The organism is Legionella sp. PATHC032, from assembly GCF_026191185.1.
Classification (GTDB): Bacteria; Pseudomonadota; Gammaproteobacteria; order Legionellales; family Legionellaceae; genus Legionella.
Window position 1 is genome coordinate 518,241 of record NZ_JAPHOV010000001.1, and the last position, 20,760, is coordinate 539,000.

Below are 20,760 nucleotides of genomic sequence, written 5' to 3' on the forward strand. Positions count from 1 at the left end.
TTTACTCCATGTTGTTTTGGTATTCACCCAAACAAGCCATACTGTTTAAGCGAGCTCTCTTAATTAAAGCCTCTTGCGCTTTGGCGATATTGGCTTTGTTTCCAGACCATTCTTTTAAGCAATCCTCTTGTAATGCTCTTCCAAATGAAAAACTTAATAACCAGGGTTGGTGGCCAATTTGATTGATTGCATTCAAATTCGCGGTAGCTTGTTGGGGCGTTTGACCACCAGAGAGAAAGTTAATGGTAGGTACTGACGCTGGAACATTATTACGAAATACACTGATGGTGTAGTCAGCTACTTCTTCAGGATCGCTAAATGGGGTAACCTCTTTACCACAGGTCACCATACTGGGTTTAAGTATAATGTGCTCCAACTCCACTTGATGGATAAACAAGGTATGAAACAGTTCATGGAGAACCATTTCACAGACTTCAGCACAATGTTCTATGCTATGGTTGCCATCCATTAATACTTCAGGCTCAACAATTGGAACGATGCCGACTGATTGACAAGCCGCAGCGTAACGACCTAAATTTTCAGCTCCTGTTTTGATGGCAGTGAGGCTGGGGGTGTATTCGGAAATGGAATAAACATTTCTCCATTTTGCGAATTTTGCACCTAATTTTTTAAAATGAAGCAGGCGCTCGGTTAAACCGTCTAATCCCTGGGTGACTTTTTCATGTTCTGTATTGGCTAAATCAACAAGTCCTTTGTCTACTTTAATTCCAGGAATAATGCCTTTACTAGCAAAAAGTTCAGGAATTGGTGTTCCATGATCGTCAGTTTGAGTAAATGTTTCCTCAAATAAAATGACGCCATTGATATACTGTTCTAAATCAGGTGTGGTAGCTAGTAACAAGCGATAATCTCTGCGATTTTGCTCGGTATTTTCTGTATTGATTGACGCAAAGCGCTTACCAATTGTACTGTTGCTTTCATCCGCAGCTAAAATACCTTTTCCCTCATGCAGCATTTGCTCCATGGTATTTGATAATTCTTCATAACTCATAACGTATTTATCTCCTCATTATCGGGTGTCGACCTTTCGATGTGGCTTGGCACCTATTTAATTGAAATAGCGGTTAGTCATATCTTGTCAAATCCGGAGTTTTTACCGAAATCATGACACTGATTAATAATAGTTTTTGATACAACATTTCAGCGTGAAATATATTTTTCACGTACAATCTGTTGCATGGAAAAACCATGTTCTTTTAAGTAATTAAATGCCTCGTCGATCATACCTGGATTTCCACATAAATAAACCATATCGCGAGCGGGATTTAAATTAAGCTCTGGAAATGCATGTTGTACATACCCACTGTATTCATTGTCTTTCAAGTCTTGTGTTTGTACACGACTTAAATAGGGACGAAAACTTACTTGTGGATATTTTTTTGCAAAGGTTCGGAAATCATCGGGATAGAGAATCTCTTCACTGCGTTGCACTCCTTGAAGGATGACTACCTGTAAATCCGGATGTTTCTCTATTCTTTGACCAAGCTCATTAAGCATGGCTCTATAAGGTGTGGTACCAGTACTGGTCGCTACCAATATGTATCTTCCTGGAGTTTCATCTTTAAAAATCAAACGCCCGAAAGGTCCATTAATATGGATCATATCGCCAGGCTTTAAATTGTAGAGTAGCTCTGTACCTGGTCCTCCTTCGAAATACCCGGCAGCAAATTCAATTCGATTATCCTGCTTGGGTTCATTGGCAATACTATAACTACGCTTTAAGTTTTTTCCATCATGTTCAAAATGAATAGTGATAAACTGTCCAGGTAAATATTCGAAAGGGGGCGATAATTCACAATTGAATATAAAGTGTTTTACCTTGGGAGAAATCATGAAGGACTCTTCTAGAGTGATGGGAAAAGTATTTATTTGCATAAGGAATATCAACTTTTATTCTAAAATGATTAATATAGGGGAAAAATTATGCATTGCAAGAGCTAAACGCATATAATTAACATATGAACACGATAGATTTAATCACTATATTTGGTAATATTAGCCAATCTCTTTATCCTGTGCAAAAACTTATCACTGGGGGTGCTTATATATTGGGTATCTTGTTTTTTATAACAGCAATTGGTAAGTTAAAAAAAATCGGGGATCATCGAGCCCAATCCTCCTCACAAGAAAAAATGTTTACTCCAATGATGTATTTATTAGTCGGAGCACTTTTAATCTACTTGCCTTCAGGGATGGATCTTATGGCGAACACCGCTTTTGGTGTGGGTAATGTCTTAACTTATTCCAACTATAATCCCGCCAATATCTACAGTTCAATGGGATTTTTAATTCGCACTGCGGGTATTCTATGGTTTATACGTGGATGTGTACTTGTTGCTCATGCCAGTCAACCGGGCACTCAACAAGGACTAAAAGGATTGATATTTCTTATTGCAGGCGTTCTTGCAATGAACTTTGATAATACGATTGCTATGATTAATTCTGCTTTAGATTATTTTATTAGGGCAACTTTATCAGTAAAAGCTGCAGCAGGATTCTAGTTTTTTCTGATTGATTTGTCTTCGCTTTTAATGCATTTTCCAAGAAACAGGACTTAAGAACCCCCCCAATCTCTTTGTTAAAAAATTTTTAATTCTGTCATTTAGTTTATCTAAACTCCCTCAGTAAAAACATTTTTTGCCTCGATTTTGGGAGTTTTCGTAATTCCTGAGAAAATAAAACTGGATAGCAATCCTTTGGGTTGTTATAAGTCTTCTTCACCACAGATTTTCAAGTTGTTTGTTTTAGCAAAATCCATAATTGCCTGATAAACTTGTGGGCTTGATTCCTTGAGTTTTGGGTCAAGTAAAACACATTTATAACCCTCGCTGTTGACACTTGGTTGCAAAAGCGGGGAATAATAAATTCTGCTATTTTTAAAAACAGCTAAAGAACCGCTCATGCGCTCCGCCCAATCGCTTGGGCGAAACGTTTTTCCCTGCGGTGTAACACCCTCAATAACGATAGTTTTATTTTTTCGATTAGACATAACTCTATGCATATTAAATACAGTATGATAATTATATCATCATCATGCTGAGCCTGCAGGGAAAATTAATTATTTTATTGCAATAAATCGTTGTTTCTCTTTAGTCATTGCCAATTATTAGTCACAATTGCATGCTGTCTTTGTGACTGATCATAAGTTTCCATAGTAGATTTAGTTCTACTTATGATAGCATGTTCTTGATTTAAAAATGAATGAGGTATGATTGCGAATGAATAAAGAACATCATTCTGGGATTTATTTGTTACCAAATTTATTAACGACTGTCAGTTTATTTGCAGCATTTTATTCAATAGTTGCTTCCACAAAGGGACAATATGAGGCTGCTATTGTCGCTATGTTTATAGGAATGATTGCTGACAGTCTTGATGGACGGATTGCCCGGTTAACCAATACACAAACTGAATTTGGTGCTCAATACGATAGTTTGTCTGATATGGTTACTTTTGGAGTAGCCCCATCCTTACTTTTATATAATTTAACCCTGCATCAATTAGGAAAATTTGGCTGGTTGGTCGCTTTTATTTATACAGCAGCGGTTGCTTTGCGTCTGGCTCGGTTTAATACTCAGATTGGAAAATCGGATAAGCGTTATTTCCAGGGCCTCCCATGCCCACCAGGCGCAGCAGTAATGGCTTCTTTTGCCTGGATCTGTTTTCAAAATGAATGGGAAAATTTGGTTGTATCTTTATTTACAGCGGTCTTGGCTTTGATTGTTTCTGTATTGATGGTGAGTAATTTACGCTATTACAGTTTTAAGGAAGTAGATCTTAAGGGTAAGGTTCCATTTTTATATGTTTTAGTGATGATTCTTTTGTTTGTTGCAATTGCTGCAAATCCTGCAATAGTGCTTTTTGCAAGTTCAGCTATTTATGCTTTATCAGGCCCTATGCTGACTGTGATTTCATTGCATAAAATGAGGAAGCAAAGAAGAAATATGAGCAAATGACATGGAGCGTGTATTTCTTAATGAATTATTATGAAAATTTATTACCAAAACCTGTAAACAGGTGATTTCTTTAGACTTGGTATCAAGTAAGGTTTCGAAGTCTTAAGTTAGTTTATTAAATCACAGGTTGATCATAATAAAGATGTTACAAGAACTGGAAGCACATTCAGGGAGAATAAGAACCTCTCTGTGTCGCAAAAAGATATGAAGCGAAGGTAAACAGCGTTGATTAGTATATTCTTATTCACTTTCCCCAAACCGATTATTAATTAATTCGACCAAGGCTTCATTCATACGCTCTTCATCCGGACCGTCAATTTCCAGCGTCAACTCACTACCTTTGTTAGCAGCAAGCATCATCACACCCATAATGCTTTTGCCATTAACGGTCTGAGTATCTTTGGTTACATCAATATGACTTTGAAATTTTGCTGCTGTTGAGACAAATTTCGCTGAGGCACGAGCATGTAAACCGAGTCTGTTGATTATCTTAATTTTGGTCTTGATCATAGCACGTACAATGTATCATGACTCTGGTATCAGGTACAGTGATTAAATAAGTGATTTTAGTAATCGCCTTGCTTTCTCAGTGCTATGACCTCATTCAAAAAACTGTTATTTGTTTTATGTCAGTTTACATAAAGCACTGAGAAGGCGTTGATATTAAATTAAAGTAAAAGTGTTTGTATTTAAAATAACATTTAATCCCTGTCTCTATGGGCTAAAAGTTTTTCCTTGTGTTTAATCAGTTGTCGATTTAATTTGTCTACCAAAGTATCAATAGCAGCATACATGTCTTCTGATTCTGAACTGGCATGCAACTCACCTTTAGTAACTAATACAGTAGCTTCCGCTATTTGTCTAACCTTTTCGACATCAAATACTACATTAATTGCTCTGATGTGATCAAAATGACGCTCAAGCTTATCAAATTTTTCTTCAGTGAATGCTCTTAGTGCAGGAGTGACATCCATACCATGTCCAGTAATGTTGATTTGCATAAAACCTCCTTTCGTTGACCGATTAATTAACTACTAATAACCTTTCTTTCATTGGATGGGGGAATCCCCATTGCTTCACGATATTTGGCAACAGTACGTCTTGCTACTTTAATGCCTTGCTCGCCTATTAGTTGGGCAATTTTACTATCACTCAAAGGTTTTTTTCTATTCTCTGCTGAAATTAATTTTTTAATTACCGCGCGTATTGCGGTGGAAGAGCATTCTCCCCCGCTATCAGTATTGACATGACTGGAGAAGAAATATTTTAGCTCAAAAACCCCGCGGGGTGTATTAATAAATTTTTGAGTTGTAACTCTTGATACCGTTGATTCGTGCATGTCCAGGGCAGAAGCAATATCATTCAATATTAATGGCTTCATCGCCTCTTCACCAAACTCCAGAAATCCATGTTGGTATTCCATGATACAGGTTGCTACTTTTAGCAGAGTTTCCTGACGGCTTTGAATACTTTTTAAAAACCAACGTGCCTCTTGTAAATTATGCTTTAAGAATTGATTATCCAGACTATTGTTTGCGCGTTGGATTAAAGCGGCATATTGACTATTAATACTCAACTTGGGAAGAATATTTTGATTCAAAAAAACTTTCCATTGATTATCTATCTTTTTAACAGTTAAGTCGGGAATAACATATTCAGTATTATCTTGATGGATCAAACTTCCTGGTTTTGGATTTAATTTATGAATGATTTGTAATATTTCATGGATTGTTTTTTCGCTTATTTGATGATTTTTCATGAGTTGTCTATAGTTATGTTGTCCTAGCAACTCAATGTCTTCAAGAATGATTTTCTTGGCAGTAGCCAAAAGCTTAGGTTCCAGTGGCAGTTGTTCCAATTGCAAAACGAGTGTTTCTGCTAAATTAACAGATGCGCATCCTACGGGGTCAAATAATTGAAGCCTGTGTCTCACTGCTTCTATTTCTTCTATATCCAGAGGAAAATCATCACTGTTTAAGCTGGCGTGAATTTCAGCAACAGGTATAGTTAAAAAGCCATCATCGTTTATAGCATCAATAATTGTTGTAGCAATGACTCGGTCAATATCGCTCATAGGCGTCAGATCAAGTTGCCAGTTAAGATGGTCTTGTAAATTGGTGGTCGTACAGTGTAGATTATCAAAATTGTAATCGTTCTCTTCAAAATTATTACGCTTGTTTAAGCTATTATACAGTTGTGACCATTGAAAATCTGAATATTCATCATGGTTCTGATTGGTATTTATTTGGATGTCTTCTTTTTCTTCAACAGGAGTGGCTTCAAGCAAAGGATTTGATTCAACTATGAGTTGAATTTCTTGTTGTAAATCAAAGGTAGATAATTGCAGCAGTCTTATGGCTTGTTGCAGTTGTGGGGTTAACGTGAGATGTTGACCAATACCAATCTGCAATGTCTGTTTCATTCAAATCCTCTTTGTTTTTACTGTCTTTATCTATCAGTTTAAACGATCCACGAGGATTATCCAGTGTTTACGGGCGTTAATTTGAATTTAAAAGTATGGGGATTACCTATTTTTTTAATAAAATGATAGGCTTGTTTTGAAATATAACAAATTGATTTTGAAAGGGGATAATGAGAGGACGTAAGCCCCAAAAACAGGGGCCTATCAATTTATTTTACTTTTTTCTCTTTGAAAAGCACGTGCTTACGTACTTTAGGGTCGTACATCATCAACTCCATCTTTTCAGGATGGTTACGTGGATTTTTGGTAGTGGTTTTATAGTATCCAGTTCCTGCTGTGGATTCCATTTTCACTTTTATTGTAACAGCTGCCATGGCTTATCCCCTTGTTATATCTTCTCACCTTTAGCTCTGATTTTATCCAGAACTGCCTTTATGCCTAACTTGTCAATAATTCTCATACCCTTGGTACTTAATCTCAAGGTGACAAATCGATTTTCTTCTTCAACCCAGAATTTATGATTCTGAATGTTAGGCAGGAAGCGTCTTTTGGTTTTGTTATTAGCGTGCGACACTTTATGACCAACCATGGGTCGCTTGCCAGTTACCTGACATACTCTAGACATTGTGTTACTCCAAGATAAAAAAAATTTTAACAGCCCTTACCAATGCACTACAATGGTGTTGGTTTTGACGGGCTTTCGTTGTAAAAAATAACCAGATATGAAATACAAGAGCGGTTTTATAACAAAAAAACCCAAATATTGCAATATTTTTACTTTGTTTTCATTAAAATCGGATTTTTCATGGCTGTTGTCCAAAGAGGTATCTGGTAAAAGTAGAATATTTAATCAAAATCAGTATAATCCTGAAATTTTATATTGAGTTATTGTAATGCAACGTAAGATTAAAAGTTACGTGTTGCGCGCTGGGCGAATCAGTAACAGACAGCAACAAGGATTAGATCTTTGGCTTGAAGACTATGAATTAAAATTTGATAGTCCCTCTCCGTGGAATTTTGCGAAGGAATTTGGTCGCCATGATGCGGATACTATTGTAGAGATTGGTTTTGGTATGGGTACCTCATTGTTTACCATGGCAATGAATAACCCCCAATGTAATTACCTGGGCATAGAAGTACATAGAGCAGGCGTTGGTAGTCTGGTAGCGGATTTGCATGAGCACCAGGTGACGAATGTGCGGGTGGTGATGCATGATGCAGTAGAAGTTTTACAAACCAAAATACAAGAAAATTCTCTTGCTGGGGTTCAAATTTTTTTCCCCGATCCGTGGCATAAAAAACGTCATCATAAGCGACGACTGATTCAATCCGAATTTATTCAAATGTTAGCAAAAAAAATCAGGCCATCCGGATTTATTCACTGTGCTACTGACTGGGAAGATTATGCAGAACATATTTTAAATGTTTTATCTTCAGAATCGGCCTTGTTTAACCAACAGAAAGAGGGCGGATACTCACCTCGCCCGGACTCAAGGCCGTTAACAAAATTTGAGCAGCGTGGTGAGCGTCTAGGCCATGGGGTATGGGATCTGGTTTTTATAAAAAAATAAGGAAGTTACCTATGATTAAGCATGCAATTCTTATTAGCGGATTGATTTTTTCCTTTTTAGCCTCAGCAGCAGATATGTCGTTTTTAGCCCAATTGACTGAAGTACCTGGTGCCTCCGGGTACGAAAAAAATGTTCGCCATTTGCTGCAAAAACAGTGGCAGCCCTACATGACGGAGCTAAAAGTCGATGGTATGGGTAATTTGATCGGTCAGCGTAAATATAATCAGAAAGGACCGAAATTACTATTCATGGCACATCTTGATGAAACAGGGTTTATGGTCGAATCCATAACACCAGATGGTTTTTTGAAAGTTATCCCTTTGGGTGGGATTGCAAACTCGGTCATCTATGCTCAACGCTGGGCAGTTTCAACATCCAAAGGACCTGTATTAGCTTATTCAGGTATGGATTCCCCGCATTTATTAGGTGATAAAAAAATGTTAGGGTCCCCTGATATCAATGCCCTGTTTTTAGATGTTGGCGCAGAAAATAAAGAACAAGCTCAGAAAGAATTTGCAATCCAACCTGGCCTTGAAGTCACACCAGTAAGTGAATTTAGCCAATTAAGCAAGAACAGATTTTTAGGCAAGGCTTTGGATGATCGCTTAGGGTTAGCTGTCATTAGTGACGTTCTGGGGGCAGTGAAACAACAACCCAATCAATTATATGTTGCTGCCACAGTGCAAGAGGAAGTTGGCATGCGGGGTGCCAGTACAGTATACAAAGCGACTCATCCAGATATTGCAATTAATGTTGAAGTGGGAATCGCTGACGATTATCCCATGCTGTTGGCGGATAGAAAAGGTCGAATTGGCTTGGGGAAAGGACCATCCTTGTTTGTTTATGACAAATCAATGATTCCCCATCAGGAATTGATTAACTGGATAATGGAGCTCGCTAATAAAAATAATATCCCTCTACAACTTGAGGTGGAGCCAGGATATGGCGAAGACGGTTCCAAGGTTCAAGCCTCAGGCATGGGCGTTCCTGTCGTCAACATAGGTATCCCTATCCGATATGCACATCAACATGCTGGGATATTTGATAAAAGAGATTACGATAACACGGTTAAATTGTTGAAGTTGATTGCTGAGAATTTGAATCAGGAAGTGGTTGACAAGATTAAAAAGAGTTAACAATATTTTGATCTTCCATTGTCCATTGTGTAGTATTGGTGTCCTATAAATGATTTATAAATAAAGGAAGTATTATTATGGATTTTGTAAGTGAAATGAATAAGATTCTACAAATGGAATTAGAGCAATTTAAAGAATTTATTCAAAAGAAGTTGGAAGAAGATAAAAATTATTTAGAAAAATTATTTTGGCTGCCGAATGGTTCTCAAATGACTGTTTTAAATTATTTGATCGAACAATACTCTGAGCCTAAGGTCGGCGTAGACGATACAAATAAAGATTTGCTCGCCAAAATAGATTTTGTTCTTCATAAGGCTAAAGATGTGAATGTTGGTGAACCCTTACACCAGGCAATTGTTGCTGGAAAAATTTCTTTGGCACTCTATCTATTGGGAGTGGATGAAAATAATTTCACCAATGATGAAAGTGAAAAAACAGATGTTTTGAGTATTTTGTCTAAAGTAAGGAAAAAAATCGAAGAGTCTTTTAGCCACGTTAAACGATATTTTTTTGATGTGGATAAGCGGGATAGTTATGGGCGCACTTTGTTGTCTTTGGTATTAGATACAAAACGCAAGGAACTATTAATTGCCATTTTAGCTAGGAATCCCATTGTACACGCGACAACGTTAAGATCCTCTGCCTATGTTCCTTTCCAGCCTATTCATCAAGCTGTTGTTTTAGATTATGCGGAAGGCATTACCTTGTTAGCCAGTACGGGGGCGCAATTGACAAATCCACTGGGTATCATGAGAGATACACCAGTCATTTTAGCTGCTCGTTTGGGCAAAATAAATGCACTGGCGGCTTTACTGGATTTACCAGCTCAAAGTTTGTCTCTTGAATCCGAAAACAATCATTTATTCGAAGACAAACAAACTGGTCATACAGCAGTAGAAGAGTTATGTGAACGCATGACCAATGAGAATGATAAGGCAGACGCTCTGCGTGGGATTGCCATGCTAATATGCCGTGGTGCTGAACCGCCACGTAATGAAAAAATGCGAAACTTGTTAAGCAGCAACAGGGTTGCTTTCTTAAAAGCGGTCAGTACCTATTTGGCAGATAAGCCTCAGTTGGTCGATGCTTTTGTAGAGCGTTGCCATCTAAGAGAAAGTGCTTTGCATAACATAGTTTATGCCGATCATTCATGGGGGAGTTCTATTCGTCATTTATTTGGTGTTCCCAGTGAGGCGGCTCTTATTGTTGAAGAATTAGTAACGAGAAAATACAGTGATCCTTCTTTTGCCAGCGAAAATGTTTCATCATTATCAACTACTGCTACGGAAAATCTACGTTCAGAGAAGAATCCGCTAAAACTCTATGCCGAATTTGTCAGACGATATACACAAGCTTATGACAGCCAAATGATTACCAATCGTTGGAGTACTATGCGCTGGATGATCGCTGAAGGAAATTGCGATTGGGATACAGTGGTTCGGTATTCTAAAAATCATCCAACAAGCCGTACCAGAATTGTATTGAATGAAATGTTTAACCCAATACCGAGAGTACATGAGGATATTGAGTCTCAACAGAATTCTCCTAGAGTTGTCCTAAAATAATTCATATTAATATTTTGATCTTGAACCTTCGACAGGCACCCTGGTGACCTGCGAAGGTTTATAAAACATCTTGAGTATTTCCAGATAATTGCCAAGCCCAGATAGTTTTTTGCTTAATTGGTTAATATTCAAATAAGTCCTCAAGTATCTACTTGCTTAAACTTCATATACCCCATAAAATCCTAAATTCATTTGAAATTGCTAGGAGTAGTACATGGGGTGGAATGAGCCAGAGAAGGGCAAAGATCCATGGTCGGGTAAAAATCAACCTCCGGATTTGGATGAAGCGCTTAAACGTATCCAGGATAAATTGAAGAAAACATTTTTTGGAGGCACGGGCAAATCAAATAATAATTCGTCAGGCAGTTCCAGTGGCGGGTTGCTTGCTGTCGCAGTTTTATTAATAGCTTTTATTCTTTGGGCTCTTTCTGGTATTTTTATTGTGGATCCTGCAGAGCAAGCAGTGATACTCCGTTTTGGTAAATATGCAGAAACAGTTGGTCCTGGTCCTCATTGGATTCCTCGTTTTATCTCATCAAAGATTGTTATGAATGTAGATAGGGTGTTAGATTACTCCTACTCTGCTCAAATGCTTACCAGTGATGAAAATTTAGTATCGGTCTCTTTGGCTGTCCAGTACCGCATTAATGATTTGAGTGAATATTTGTTTAATGTCGCAAATCCTGAGGAAAGCTTACAACAGGCAACCTCCAGTGCCTTAAGGCAGGTTGTAGGCACGACAACCCTGGATCAGATAATAACCGAAGGTCGAGAAATTTGGGGAGGTAGGGTAGAAGAAACTCTGAGAAAAACTTTAGATAGTTACAAGACCGGAATTTTAATCGTTAATGTGTCACCCCAACCTGCCAGAGCTCCAGAAAGTGTTCAGGATGCTTTTGATGACGCTATTAAAGCTCAAGAAGATGAAAAACGCTTCAAGGAGCAGGCTTATGCTTATGCAGCGAAAGTAGTGCCCATTGCAGAAGGTAAAGCGAGCCGTATTCAACAGGAAGCTGAAGCTTATTCGAAGCAAGTCGTATTAGCTGCTCAGGGAGAAGTAGCAGAATTTTTAGCCTTACTTCCTCAATACAATGCAGCTCCTCAAGTTACGGCTAAACGGATGTATCTTGAGGCTATGCAAAAAGTTATGAATAAGAGCAGCACTATTATTGTAGACAGTAAAGCAGGAAACTTATTGTATCTACCTTTAGATAAATTACTTGGAAATCAATATTTTCCGCAATCTGAAAATCCAAAAACCATAAAAAACGGTACGAATGCCAGTAATGAGGAGGACAATTTGATTCTTTCTGGAAGAGATCTCACAAGGCCAACTTATAGTCAAGGGAGAGATTGAGAATGAATGCATTTAAAACAACATTAGGTGTCTTAATCTTTTTAATACTAGTGCTTTTGTTTACCAGTGTTTTTACTGTCACACAAGGACAGCAGGGTATTATTTTACGATTAGGGCGTTTGGTAAAAGACCCTCAAACTGACGCAGTGAAAGTGTTAAATCCAGGCCTCCACTTTAAAACCCCTTTTATCGAAAGTGTGCGAATTTTCGATACACGTATCCAAACCATGGATATCAAATCGACTCGTATTGTGACCAAAGAGAAAAAGGATGTCATGGTTGACTATTATGTGAAATGGCGAATTTCAGATTTAGCCCAGTATTATAAATCAACAGGTGGAAATGAATTTAAAGCCGAAACTTTGTTAGAACAACAGTTAAATACCTTACTCAGAGCCCAATTTGGTAAGCGTACTATATCCGATGCTGTTTCAGGCGGGCGTGATGATGTTATGGAGATACTGCGTAATGCTGCTGAGAAGCAAGCCGGCGAATTAGGTATTAAAGTGGTTGATGTTCGTATTAAAGGTATCGAACTGCCTTCAAATACCAGTAATGCCATCTATCAACGCATGAGAGCTGATATGCAAAAAATTGCAAACAGGCACAGAGCTGATGGACAAGCTGCCGCAGAACAAATCCAGGCGAAAGCAGATGCTGATGTCACGGTTTTGTTAGCTAAAACTAAAAGTAATGCTCAGCGAATCAGAGCAGTTGGTGAAGCGGAAGCAGCAGCTATTTATTCGAAAGCGTACACTCAAAATCCTGATTTTTTTGCATTATACAAAAGCTTGTTAGCCTATGAAGCCAGTTTTCATAGCAAAAAAGATATTTTAGTATTGGATCAAAGCAGTTCATTTTTTGATTATTTCAAACAAGCTATGCCAAAAAATGATGGTACAGCGGCTAAAAAGTAATTATAATGTGAAATTTTGCTGTAATCAGGTTCGATATTTATTGGCATCATCCATCTAATATAAATGCAGTTGGGTTTCTCGTAAAATGCAACTGCATTTTTAATTTTTATAGGTATGCAAACAAAGAGTAAATCATGGGTAAGAATGTTGTTGTTTTGGGTACACAATGGGGAGATGAAGGCAAAGGCAAAATTGTTGATTTGCTGACACAAGATGCTCAAGTGGTTGTCCGTTATCAAGGGGGCCATAACGCAGGCCATACATTAAAAATCAATGGAGTAAAAACAGTCCTTCGTTTAATTCCATCTGGGATGCTTCGCCCTAACGTAACCTGCTATATTGCAAATGGCGTCGTTTTATCACCTCAGGCATTACTTAATGAAATTAAGGAGCTTGAGGGTAGTGGTGTCAATGTGAGAGAACGGTTACGTATTAGCTTGGCTTGTCCTCTTATTCTTCCATACCACATTGCTCTGGATAAGGCTCGTGAGACACATATGGGCAAGTCTGCAATTGGAACAACAGGTCGTGGTATAGGCCCTGCTTATGAGGATAAAGTGGCTCGGCGTGCTCTAAGAGTTGGTGATTTATTTCATAGAGACCGATTTGCCAATAAATTAACAGAATTATTGGATTATCATAATTTTGTATTAACAAAATATTTCAAACAACCAGCTGTTGATTTGGAATCTCTCTTGGATGAATCATTACAATGGGCTGAAGAATTAAGACCAATGGTTTGTGATGTTTCTGCCTGTTTGCATGAACATAGAAAACAAGGTGAAAACATTTTATTTGAAGGGGCGCAGGGTGTTTATTTAGATATTGATCACGGAACTTACCCCTATGTGACTTCTTCAAATACCTGTGTGGGATCAGTAATTAATGGTGCGGGATTTGGTCCTCGGTATATTGATTATGTGTTAGGCATCACCAAAGCTTATACAACTCGAGTTGGCGGTGGCCCATTCCCCACGGAGTTACTTGATGAGGTTGGAAAACGCATTGCGGAACGAGGTCAGGAATTCGGCGCAGTAACTGGTAGACCCAGACGTTGTGGGTGGTTTGACGCTGTTTTATTAAAACGCTCGATTGAGTTAAATAGCATTTCTGGACTTTGCGTTACGAAATTGGATGTGCTCGATGGTTTAGATGTATTAAGGATTGCTGTCGCTTATAAAGACAGGGATGGCAATTTATTATCTCGACCTCCTCTGGCAGCTGATGATTTCAATGATTTGCTACCAGTCTATGAAGAGCTTCCTGGTTGGCAGGAATCTACCGCTGATGTGACTGTAATGAGTGATTTGCCAGCCAATGCCAAGGCTTATCTAAAGCGAATAGAAGAAATATTAGGGATTCCTATTGATATGCTATCAACAGGTCCTGAGAGGGATTCAACAATTACTTTACGAGATCCTTTTCTTTGATGTAAAGATAGAGTTTTCTAAGCACGGCGAGTGTCATGCAGGATTTCTTGATATGACACTTTCACCTTTTTGAGTGCTGGTGTGCTGTGCTTTAGCAGTCTATTTTCTTGTTATTCAAGTTAAAATTGTAGCTAAGAAGCAAATAAATACGGAAATTCCTTGTTTAAAATGTCATAAACTTTTTGTTGATCGGACTTACTTTTAATAATAAGCAGGACGGTGTCGTCTCCGGCAATAGTTCCTAAAATTCCTGAATTCGAAGACTCTTTTATGCTGAAGGAAACGTATTTACGGTCTATATAATAAGCAAGACTGTTTGCATTACCAGGATGAGTTTGTAGAATGATTAGTCCAAAATCAGAAATCTGTACATTTAGAACCAAAGGTAAGCCAGGCTGATTGTAATCAATGATTTTGTAATAACCAGATACTTTTGCTATTTTCATTTTTTTTAAGCGACGAGAAAGGGTTGCTTGAGGAATCTCATACCCTCTTTTTTTTAAACTGTTTTGTAAATCACTTTGTTCCGCAATAGTTTCAGTTTGTACTATCGATAAAATCAAATCATCCAAAAAGGCATCATGAGTCAATTGCTTTCTCCTTGTTATTAATCCAATTGAATTCATATTAATTAGAATGGAATTATATCCATTTTTTATTGACAGTACAAACCCCGATCATGTATATTCAATAAATGAATAAAAATAGGATACATATTCAATGAGAAAGATTTTTAGTTTATTGTTAATTAGTTCAATTATATTTATATCCAGTTGTGGTGAGCAAAAAAATCAAAATGCACTGCATTTTTCTACTTCAGCAGAATATCCACCTTTTGAATATATTGAAAATGGAGAAATAAAGGGATTTGATATTGATTTGGCAAAATTGATTGCCAGGGAGTTGGGTAAAGAAGCAGTTTTTGACAACATGCAGTTTAGTACGGTTTTACCAGCAGTGAATTCAGGTCAGGATGACATTGCTATTGCCACAATTACTATTACAGAGGAACGTAAGAAAAATTTTGATTTTACCAAACCTTATTATTTTGAAGGGATGGCAGCAGTTTTTGATACTTCACAGCCAGTGAAAGAGATCTCGCAATTAACAGGAAAAAAAATAGCAGTCCAACTGGGAAGTGTTATGGAAATTTGGCTTCATCAACATTTTCCCCAAGCTGAAATTACGGCTTTGGATAATAACAATCAGGCCATAGAAGCCTTAATTGCTGGTCATGTTGATGTTGTTCTTATGGATGGAGCACAAGGAGGGGTTTATAGCAAGAAATATCCAGGACTGTCCTATTCCATCCTGGCGAAAGCGAATGAAGGTTATGGATTGGTTTTAAAAAAAGGTTCTCCTCTAACAAATGAAATCAATTCCGCATTGGAAAATCTTAAAGCGAAGGGTGAAATTCAAAAACTAGAATCCATTTGGATAAAGGGGTCAATATGACAGAGATAGTGCAAAGTCTGTTTTTCATTGGCAAGGGAATAATTCTAACTATGCAATTATTAACAGGAGCCATGTTGATTGGCGTATTACTTGGAACTCTCTTGTCTATTTGCAGACATCAAGGAGTAGCTTGCTTTTTTATAAACCGATTCATATCAATATTGAGGGGCACACCACTCATTTTGCAATTAAGTTTTATTTATTTTGCGGTCCCTGTTTTATTAGGTATGCGACCAAGTATTTTAGTGGCTGGAATTGTTGCTTTTGGTTTGAATAGTTCCGCTTATTTCGCTGAAATTTTAAGATCCGGAATTGAGAGTTTACCCAAAGGGCAATTTGAAGCAGCCCGTACGCTGCAAATTCCTACTTTTTTCTTATGGAAAGATATTATTTTACCTCAAGTGATAAGAAATATTTTTCCCGCAATGATCAATGAAATGATCGCCCTGTTAAAAGAAACGGCCTTGATTTCCACTATAGGAGGCATGGATTTAATGCGTCAGGCTCAAACATTGGCAGCACAACAATTTACTTACTTTATGCCTTTATGTATCACGGGTTTCTATTATTACAGTTTGGTATTACTCCTTGAGTCACTAGGTAAAAAAATTGAAAAAAGGGGGCATTATGTTGCAAGTCATTAACGCATCGAAAAAAATCGGCAACGCTCAAGTACTTAATGAGATTAATTTAAATATTCAAGCAAACAGTATTGTCGGTTTGGTAGGGCCTTCTGGCAGTGGAAAAACAACTTTATTGAGATGCATACAACAATTGGAGTCAATCGATTCAGGCTCTATCCAGTGTGAAGGAAAAAGCGGATTTATGTTTCAGGATTTTCAATTATTTCCGCACATGACAGTACTCAATAATCTAATTTATGCCCCAAGTCTTCACGATAAAACTGCTGCTCATATGGCAAACGCGTGGGCTTTACTTGCTATGTTAGGTTTGTCAGACAAAGCTCACTCTTACCCGCAAGGATTGTCTGGTGGACAAAAACAACGCGTGGCCTTGGCCAGAAGTTTAATGATGAAACCGGATTTATTGCTTTGTGATGAACCGACTTCTGGCCTTGATATGGCGACCACTAATGATGTCATTGCTTTGTTAAATACAGTGAAGACTCTAAAAATCACTATGCTTATCGCCTCTCATGATTTGTTTTTTTTATCCAATATTGCAGAGCGCTTGCTGGTCGTAAAGCAAGGGAAATTAATTGCAGATTTTAAAACCCAAGAGGTGTCTGATCCTATTTTATATCTACAGCACTTTTACCAGGGGGAAATATTATGAAAAAAATTATTAAAAAAATCGCATTGGCTTATTCAGGTGGTTTGGATACTTCCATCATGATCCCTTGGCTTAAAGAGCACTATGAGCATGCTGAAGTAATCGCTGTGATTTGTGATTTAGGGCAACAGGAAGATCTCACTGCCATAAAAAATAAAGCGCTTAAAAGCGGCGCTTCCAAAGCGTATGTTGTCGAGGTGAAGAATGAGTTTGCCGTTCAGTATCTTTGGCCTTTGGTAAAATCGGGCGCTTTATATGAAGATCAATACATTTTGGGCACTATTTCAAGGCCACTAATTGCTCAAAAGCTTGTTGAAATTGCTTTGACAGAGCAAGTAAATGCTGTTGCGCATGGAGCCACCGGCAAAGGAAATGATCAAGTGCGTTTTGAATATTCGATTAAGGCTCTTGCACCTCAGCTTGAGATTATTGCTCCCTGGAGAACTTGGGATATTAAATCAAGACAGGAAGCGATTATGTACGCTAAAGCACATGGTATTGAGGTACCTGTGACTCCCAAATCGCCTTATTCGCGAGATCACAATATTTGGTATATTTCTCATGAGGGGGGTGTGCTTGAAGATCCGTCGCAGGAGATGCCTGACGATGTGTTATTAATGACCAGTCCTGTATCACAGGCCCCTGATGAAGAGGAAATGATTATTCTTGATTTCAAAAAAGGCGTTCCTGTCGCCTTAAATGAACAAAAGCTTTCTCCAGTTGATCTCTTAAATACATTAAATCAAAAGGCAGGCGAGCATGGTATTGGAGTGGCAGACATTGTTGAAAATCGATTAGTTGGGATGAAGATTCGAGGGATTTATGAAGCACCTGCTGCTGCAGTGATTTATAAAGCGCATAAACTGCTGGAGAGTTTATGTCTCACTCGTTCAACGTTACATTTGAAGCAATCTTTGCAGCAAACTTATGCCAATTTGGTTTATGAAGGAAGATGGTTTTCACAAACCAAGCAGGCTTTGGATGCATTCATTGATGTAACGCAACAGCATGTGACGGGTCGTGTTAAGTTAAAGTTATTCAAAGGGAATATTATTCCTGCTGGCATGCACTCTCCTTATAGCTTGCATCATCCAGCATTAGCTACTTTTGAAGAGGATAATGTATACAACCAAAAGGACGCTGAAGGATTTATTAACCTCTTTTCTTTATCCGCTAAAATCTATAGCCAGGTACATCAGGGAGGGAATTATGACTAATAAAACGTGGGGAGGACGATTTAAAAAATCTTTGGATAGTCGCGTGAATCAGTTTAACGCTTCATTGGCTTTTGATCATGTGCTTTTTGACCAAGACATTAATGGCAGTCAGGTTCATGTGAAGCAATTAGCTAAACAGAAGATTTTAACAGAAGCCGAAAGCCAGGCGATTTTTTCTGCTCTTGAAGAAATCAGAAGTGAGATAAAGCAAGGTCAATATTCATTTAATGAACGTGATGAAGAAGACATACATATGTTTATTGAACAACTGCTGACTCAAAAATTAGGAGAGTTAGGTAAAAAATTACATACTGGCCGCAGTCGCAATGATCAAGTGGCTTTGGATCTCCGTTTATATACCAGAGATAAAGGCTATCTAATTAATGAACTTTTAACGGGGCTTGTCGATTGTCTTGACGATCTCACCAGGAAACATCAACAAGATTTAATGCCAGGATATACTCATTTACAGCAAGCCCAACCTGTCACATTAGGGACTTATTTTAACGCGTATCAATCCATGTTTAGCCGGGATAAGAGCAGATTGGAGGATTGGTTTAAACGCATGAATTATTCTCCCTTGGGTGCCGGGGCACTGGCTGGGAGTACCTTACCTCTTGATAGAGAATGGGTGGCTGAGTCCTTGGGATTTACAGGGATTATTTCTAACACTCTTGATGCGGTCAGTGACAGAGATTTTGTCATTGAGTTATGCGGTGTTGCTGCAATGATCATGATGCATCTCTCCAGATTATGTGAAGATTTGATTCTATGGTCTACCCAGGAGTTTGATTTTATTACTTTGGATGATGCGTTTGCTACAGGCTCTTCACTGATGCCTAACAAGAAAAATCCTGATGTTCCAGAATTGATTCGTGGTAAATCAGGACGAGTTTATGGTCATTTAATGGCTATTTTAACGGTAATGAAAGGGTTGCCCCTAGCTTACAACAAAGACATGCAGGAGGATAAAGAGGGATTGTTTGATACGATTAATACGATAATCGGTTGCCTCCAAATCATAACTCCTTTTTTGCAAAGTTTGACTTTTAATACGTCGTTAATGAGGGCTAAAGCTCAAAGTGGTTACCTTGATGCGACAGCCATTCTGGAGTCATTAGTGATGAAGGGTATTCCTTTTCGTGATGCACATCATCAAGTTGGGTTATGGATTGCAGAAGCAATAGAAAAACAATGTTCACTGACCGAATTATTAAAAGGAGGCTAAGAATGTCTTTTTCCACCTCGACTGATACAACCTCTATTGAAACTCAAGATGATAGTCTTGATAAAATTCAATCTAACAATAACCCATCTACAATTAATGAAGTGAAGACTAATACTTTTGTCATTAATTTGCAACAAGCTATTTTTAGTCTGGAGACAGGTAGTGAGGCCGTTGATTTTATTTCTCATAAGGATACAGATTCTCCATTTCCTGCCGCTGAATATAAGCCAAGGCATTTTCTTACGGGCACAGAGTTGTCAAGGGAAGAAATTCAATTGATTTTAAGCCAGGCCAGAGCAATAAAACAAACGCCAAAATTATATAACCAGGCACTTGCCAATAAAAGTTTGGTGATGATTTTTGAAAAACCTTCCTTTAGAACCCGTTTGAGTTTTGCTTTAGCAATTCAAAGTATGGGGGGGATTGTTGTTGAAAGCATCAGTAACTCAAGAAAGCAGGAGACACCAGCTGATATGGCTAGAGTTTTAAATGGCTACGCTGATTTTGTAATGGTTAGAACACATGAGGATAAGATTTTACAAGAAATGGCTGAATACTCAAAAATCCCTATCATTAATGGCCTCTCCGCATTACATCATCCTTGTCAAATTCTTGCTGACTTATTAAGTCTTGAAGAACAATTTGGTGCCTTGGAAGGATTAACCCTCGCTTACATAGGGGATGGCAATAATATTTTGCATAGTTTGATGCTTTTGGCACCGCAGTTAGGTGTCACTGTGCATTATTGTTGCCCTAAAGCAAATCAACCTGATGAGGCTGTTGTCAAGCAAGCTCAAAGCAGGATAGGGAATCAAATGACTTATTGTTTTAATAAACCAGAGGAGGCTGTGAAGCAAGCGGATGCAGTTTATACTGATGTGTGGACAAGTATGGGATTTGATAATCCTGAAGCGGGGAAGATTTTTAAAGGGTTTCAGGTTAATGAAACATTAATGTCCCATGCAAAACCCGATTCAGTGTTTATGCATTGCATGCCTATGGAAAGGGGAAAAGAAGTTTCTGCTACTTTACCTGACAGCGCGTCATCTATCATTTTTACTCAGAGTGAGAATAGGATGCATGTACAAAAGGCGTTGATGTTATTTTTGGATCAATAGAACCTTGGATTATGAGGCCCATATTAGTGCATAATGAAATTCTATTTTGCATTTCTCCTAATATGGACTCATTT

The 20,760-nt window shown here is 38.0% G+C and carries 23 protein-coding genes; 14 read left to right on the forward strand and 9 right to left on the reverse strand.

The features are described 5' to 3' along the window. Nucleotide 1 precedes the first annotated feature (1 nt). Together OQJ02_RS02390 and OQJ02_RS02395 are read right to left on the reverse strand one after the other, a co-directional pair. Nucleotides 2-1,012: a class I fructose-bisphosphate aldolase gene (locus OQJ02_RS02390; RefSeq protein WP_265717708.1), complete on the reverse strand. Its 1,011-nt coding sequence runs from the start codon at nt 1,010-1,012 to the stop codon at nt 2-4. 149 nt (nt 1,013-1,161) lie between these two features. After that, entirely contained in the window at nt 1,162-1,896 is a 735-nt protein-coding gene (locus OQJ02_RS02395; protein ID WP_265717709.1) for a ferredoxin--NADP reductase, read from the reverse strand. 83 nt (nt 1,897-1,979) lie between these two features. On the opposite strand from OQJ02_RS02395, the gene dotV reads away from it, so the two are divergent. Next, nucleotides 1,980-2,522 (forward strand): type IV secretion system protein DotV, encoded by a 543-nt coding sequence (dotV, locus tag OQJ02_RS02400; RefSeq protein ID WP_265717710.1) that lies wholly within the window; start codon nt 1,980-1,982, stop codon nt 2,520-2,522. Between the two features lie 203 nt (nt 2,523-2,725). Here the strand turns inward: dotV and OQJ02_RS02405 are convergent, their stop codons facing one another. Then, the gene (locus OQJ02_RS02405; protein WP_265717711.1) at nt 2,726-3,010 is read right to left on the reverse strand and encodes a DUF3579 domain-containing protein; all 285 of its coding nucleotides are present in this window, start codon (nt 3,008-3,010) and stop codon (nt 2,726-2,728) included. A 229-nt stretch (nt 3,011-3,239) separates the two neighbouring features. Here OQJ02_RS02405 and pssA point away from each other — a divergent pair, with 229 nt between their 5' ends. After that, entirely contained in the window at nt 3,240-3,977 is a 738-nt protein-coding gene (gene pssA, locus OQJ02_RS02410) for a CDP-diacylglycerol--serine O-phosphatidyltransferase (protein ID WP_265717712.1), read from the forward strand. 240 nt (nt 3,978-4,217) lie between these two features. Here the strand turns inward: pssA and OQJ02_RS02415 are convergent, their stop codons facing one another. The 5 genes from OQJ02_RS02415 to rpmB form a co-directional block, all read right to left on the reverse strand. Beyond that, complete coding sequence (locus tag OQJ02_RS02415; RefSeq protein ID WP_010946224.1) at nt 4,218-4,487, reverse strand: HPr family phosphocarrier protein; 270 nt, start codon at nt 4,485-4,487, stop codon at nt 4,218-4,220. Nucleotides 4,488-4,678: 191 nt separating this feature from the next. Then, nucleotides 4,679-4,978, reverse strand: coding sequence for a ribosome hibernation promoting factor (gene hpf, locus OQJ02_RS02420; protein ID WP_010946225.1), 300 nt, complete (start codon nt 4,976-4,978; stop codon nt 4,679-4,681). Nucleotides 4,979-5,004: 26 nt separating this feature from the next. After that, nucleotides 5,005-6,399, reverse strand: coding sequence for an RNA polymerase factor sigma-54 (locus OQJ02_RS02425; RefSeq protein ID WP_265717713.1), 1,395 nt, complete (start codon nt 6,397-6,399; stop codon nt 5,005-5,007). 209 nt (nt 6,400-6,608) lie between these two features. Then, complete coding sequence (gene rpmG, locus OQJ02_RS02430) at nt 6,609-6,773, reverse strand: 50S ribosomal protein L33 (RefSeq protein ID WP_003635328.1); 165 nt, start codon at nt 6,771-6,773, stop codon at nt 6,609-6,611. A gap of 14 nt (nt 6,774-6,787) precedes the next feature. Then, entirely contained in the window at nt 6,788-7,024 is a 237-nt protein-coding gene (rpmB, locus tag OQJ02_RS02435; RefSeq protein ID WP_010946227.1) for a 50S ribosomal protein L28, read from the reverse strand. 268 nt (nt 7,025-7,292) lie between these two features. Between rpmB and trmB the strand changes: the two genes are divergently transcribed. The 6 genes from trmB (at nt 7,293) to OQJ02_RS02465 (ending at nt 14,375) form a co-directional block, all read left to right on the forward strand. Further along, nucleotides 7,293-7,970 (forward strand): tRNA (guanosine(46)-N7)-methyltransferase TrmB, encoded by a 678-nt coding sequence (trmB, locus tag OQJ02_RS02440; protein WP_265717714.1) that lies wholly within the window; start codon nt 7,293-7,295, stop codon nt 7,968-7,970. A gap of 11 nt (nt 7,971-7,981) precedes the next feature. Continuing rightward, a complete protein-coding gene (locus tag OQJ02_RS02445; RefSeq protein ID WP_265717715.1) occupies nt 7,982-9,106 on the forward strand; it encodes a M42 family metallopeptidase in 1,125 nt (374 codons plus the stop codon). A 77-nt stretch (nt 9,107-9,183) separates the two neighbouring features. Next, on the forward strand, nt 9,184-10,671 hold the full coding sequence (gene ankC, locus OQJ02_RS02450; RefSeq protein ID WP_265717716.1) for a Dot/Icm T4SS effector AnkC/LegA12: 1,488 nt from the start codon (nt 9,184-9,186) through the stop codon (nt 10,669-10,671). 214 nt (nt 10,672-10,885) lie between these two features. Beyond that, entirely contained in the window at nt 10,886-12,028 is a 1,143-nt protein-coding gene (gene hflK, locus OQJ02_RS02455; protein ID WP_265717717.1) for an FtsH protease activity modulator HflK, read from the forward strand. Between the two features lie 2 nt (nt 12,029-12,030). After that, nucleotides 12,031-12,945, forward strand: coding sequence for a protease modulator HflC (hflC, locus tag OQJ02_RS02460; protein ID WP_265717718.1), 915 nt, complete (start codon nt 12,031-12,033; stop codon nt 12,943-12,945). Nucleotides 12,946-13,079: 134 nt separating this feature from the next. Next, nucleotides 13,080-14,375 carry an adenylosuccinate synthase gene (locus tag OQJ02_RS02465; protein ID WP_265717719.1) on the forward strand — a complete coding sequence of 432 codons (1,296 nt, stop codon included), beginning with the start codon at nt 13,080-13,082 and terminating at the stop codon, nt 14,373-14,375. A gap of 131 nt (nt 14,376-14,506) precedes the next feature. Here OQJ02_RS02465 and OQJ02_RS02470 read toward each other — a convergent pair whose 3' ends face one another. Then, nucleotides 14,507-14,965, reverse strand: a complete 459-nt coding sequence (locus tag OQJ02_RS02470; RefSeq protein WP_265717720.1) for an arginine repressor — start codon at nt 14,963-14,965, stop codon at nt 14,507-14,509. A 130-nt stretch (nt 14,966-15,095) separates the two neighbouring features. Between OQJ02_RS02470 and OQJ02_RS02475 the strand changes: the two genes are divergently transcribed. From OQJ02_RS02475 to argF, 6 genes are read left to right on the forward strand one after another with little or no spacing between them, the layout of a single operon-like run. Next, complete coding sequence (locus OQJ02_RS02475; protein ID WP_265717721.1) at nt 15,096-15,830, forward strand: ABC transporter substrate-binding protein; 735 nt, start codon at nt 15,096-15,098, stop codon at nt 15,828-15,830. Further along, nucleotides 15,827-16,474: an amino acid ABC transporter permease gene (locus OQJ02_RS02480; protein ID WP_265717722.1), complete on the forward strand. Its 648-nt coding sequence runs from the start codon at nt 15,827-15,829 to the stop codon at nt 16,472-16,474. Before OQJ02_RS02475 ends, OQJ02_RS02480 begins: the two co-directional genes overlap by 4 nt. Continuing rightward, nucleotides 16,458-17,126: an amino acid ABC transporter ATP-binding protein gene (locus OQJ02_RS02485; protein ID WP_265717723.1), complete on the forward strand. Its 669-nt coding sequence runs from the start codon at nt 16,458-16,460 to the stop codon at nt 17,124-17,126. Before OQJ02_RS02480 ends, OQJ02_RS02485 begins: the two co-directional genes overlap by 17 nt. Beyond that, complete coding sequence (locus OQJ02_RS02490) at nt 17,123-18,340, forward strand: argininosuccinate synthase (RefSeq protein ID WP_265717724.1); 1,218 nt, start codon at nt 17,123-17,125, stop codon at nt 18,338-18,340. Before OQJ02_RS02485 ends, OQJ02_RS02490 begins: the two co-directional genes overlap by 4 nt. Further along, the gene (argH, locus tag OQJ02_RS02495) at nt 18,333-19,568 is read left to right on the forward strand and encodes an argininosuccinate lyase (protein ID WP_265717725.1); all 1,236 of its coding nucleotides are present in this window, start codon (nt 18,333-18,335) and stop codon (nt 19,566-19,568) included. The genes OQJ02_RS02490 and argH overlap by 8 nt, the downstream gene beginning before the upstream one ends. 2 nt (nt 19,569-19,570) lie before the next feature. Further along, a complete protein-coding gene (argF, locus tag OQJ02_RS02500) occupies nt 19,571-20,686 on the forward strand; it encodes an ornithine carbamoyltransferase (RefSeq protein ID WP_265717726.1) in 1,116 nt (371 codons plus the stop codon). Nucleotides 20,687-20,760 lie beyond the last annotated feature (74 nt).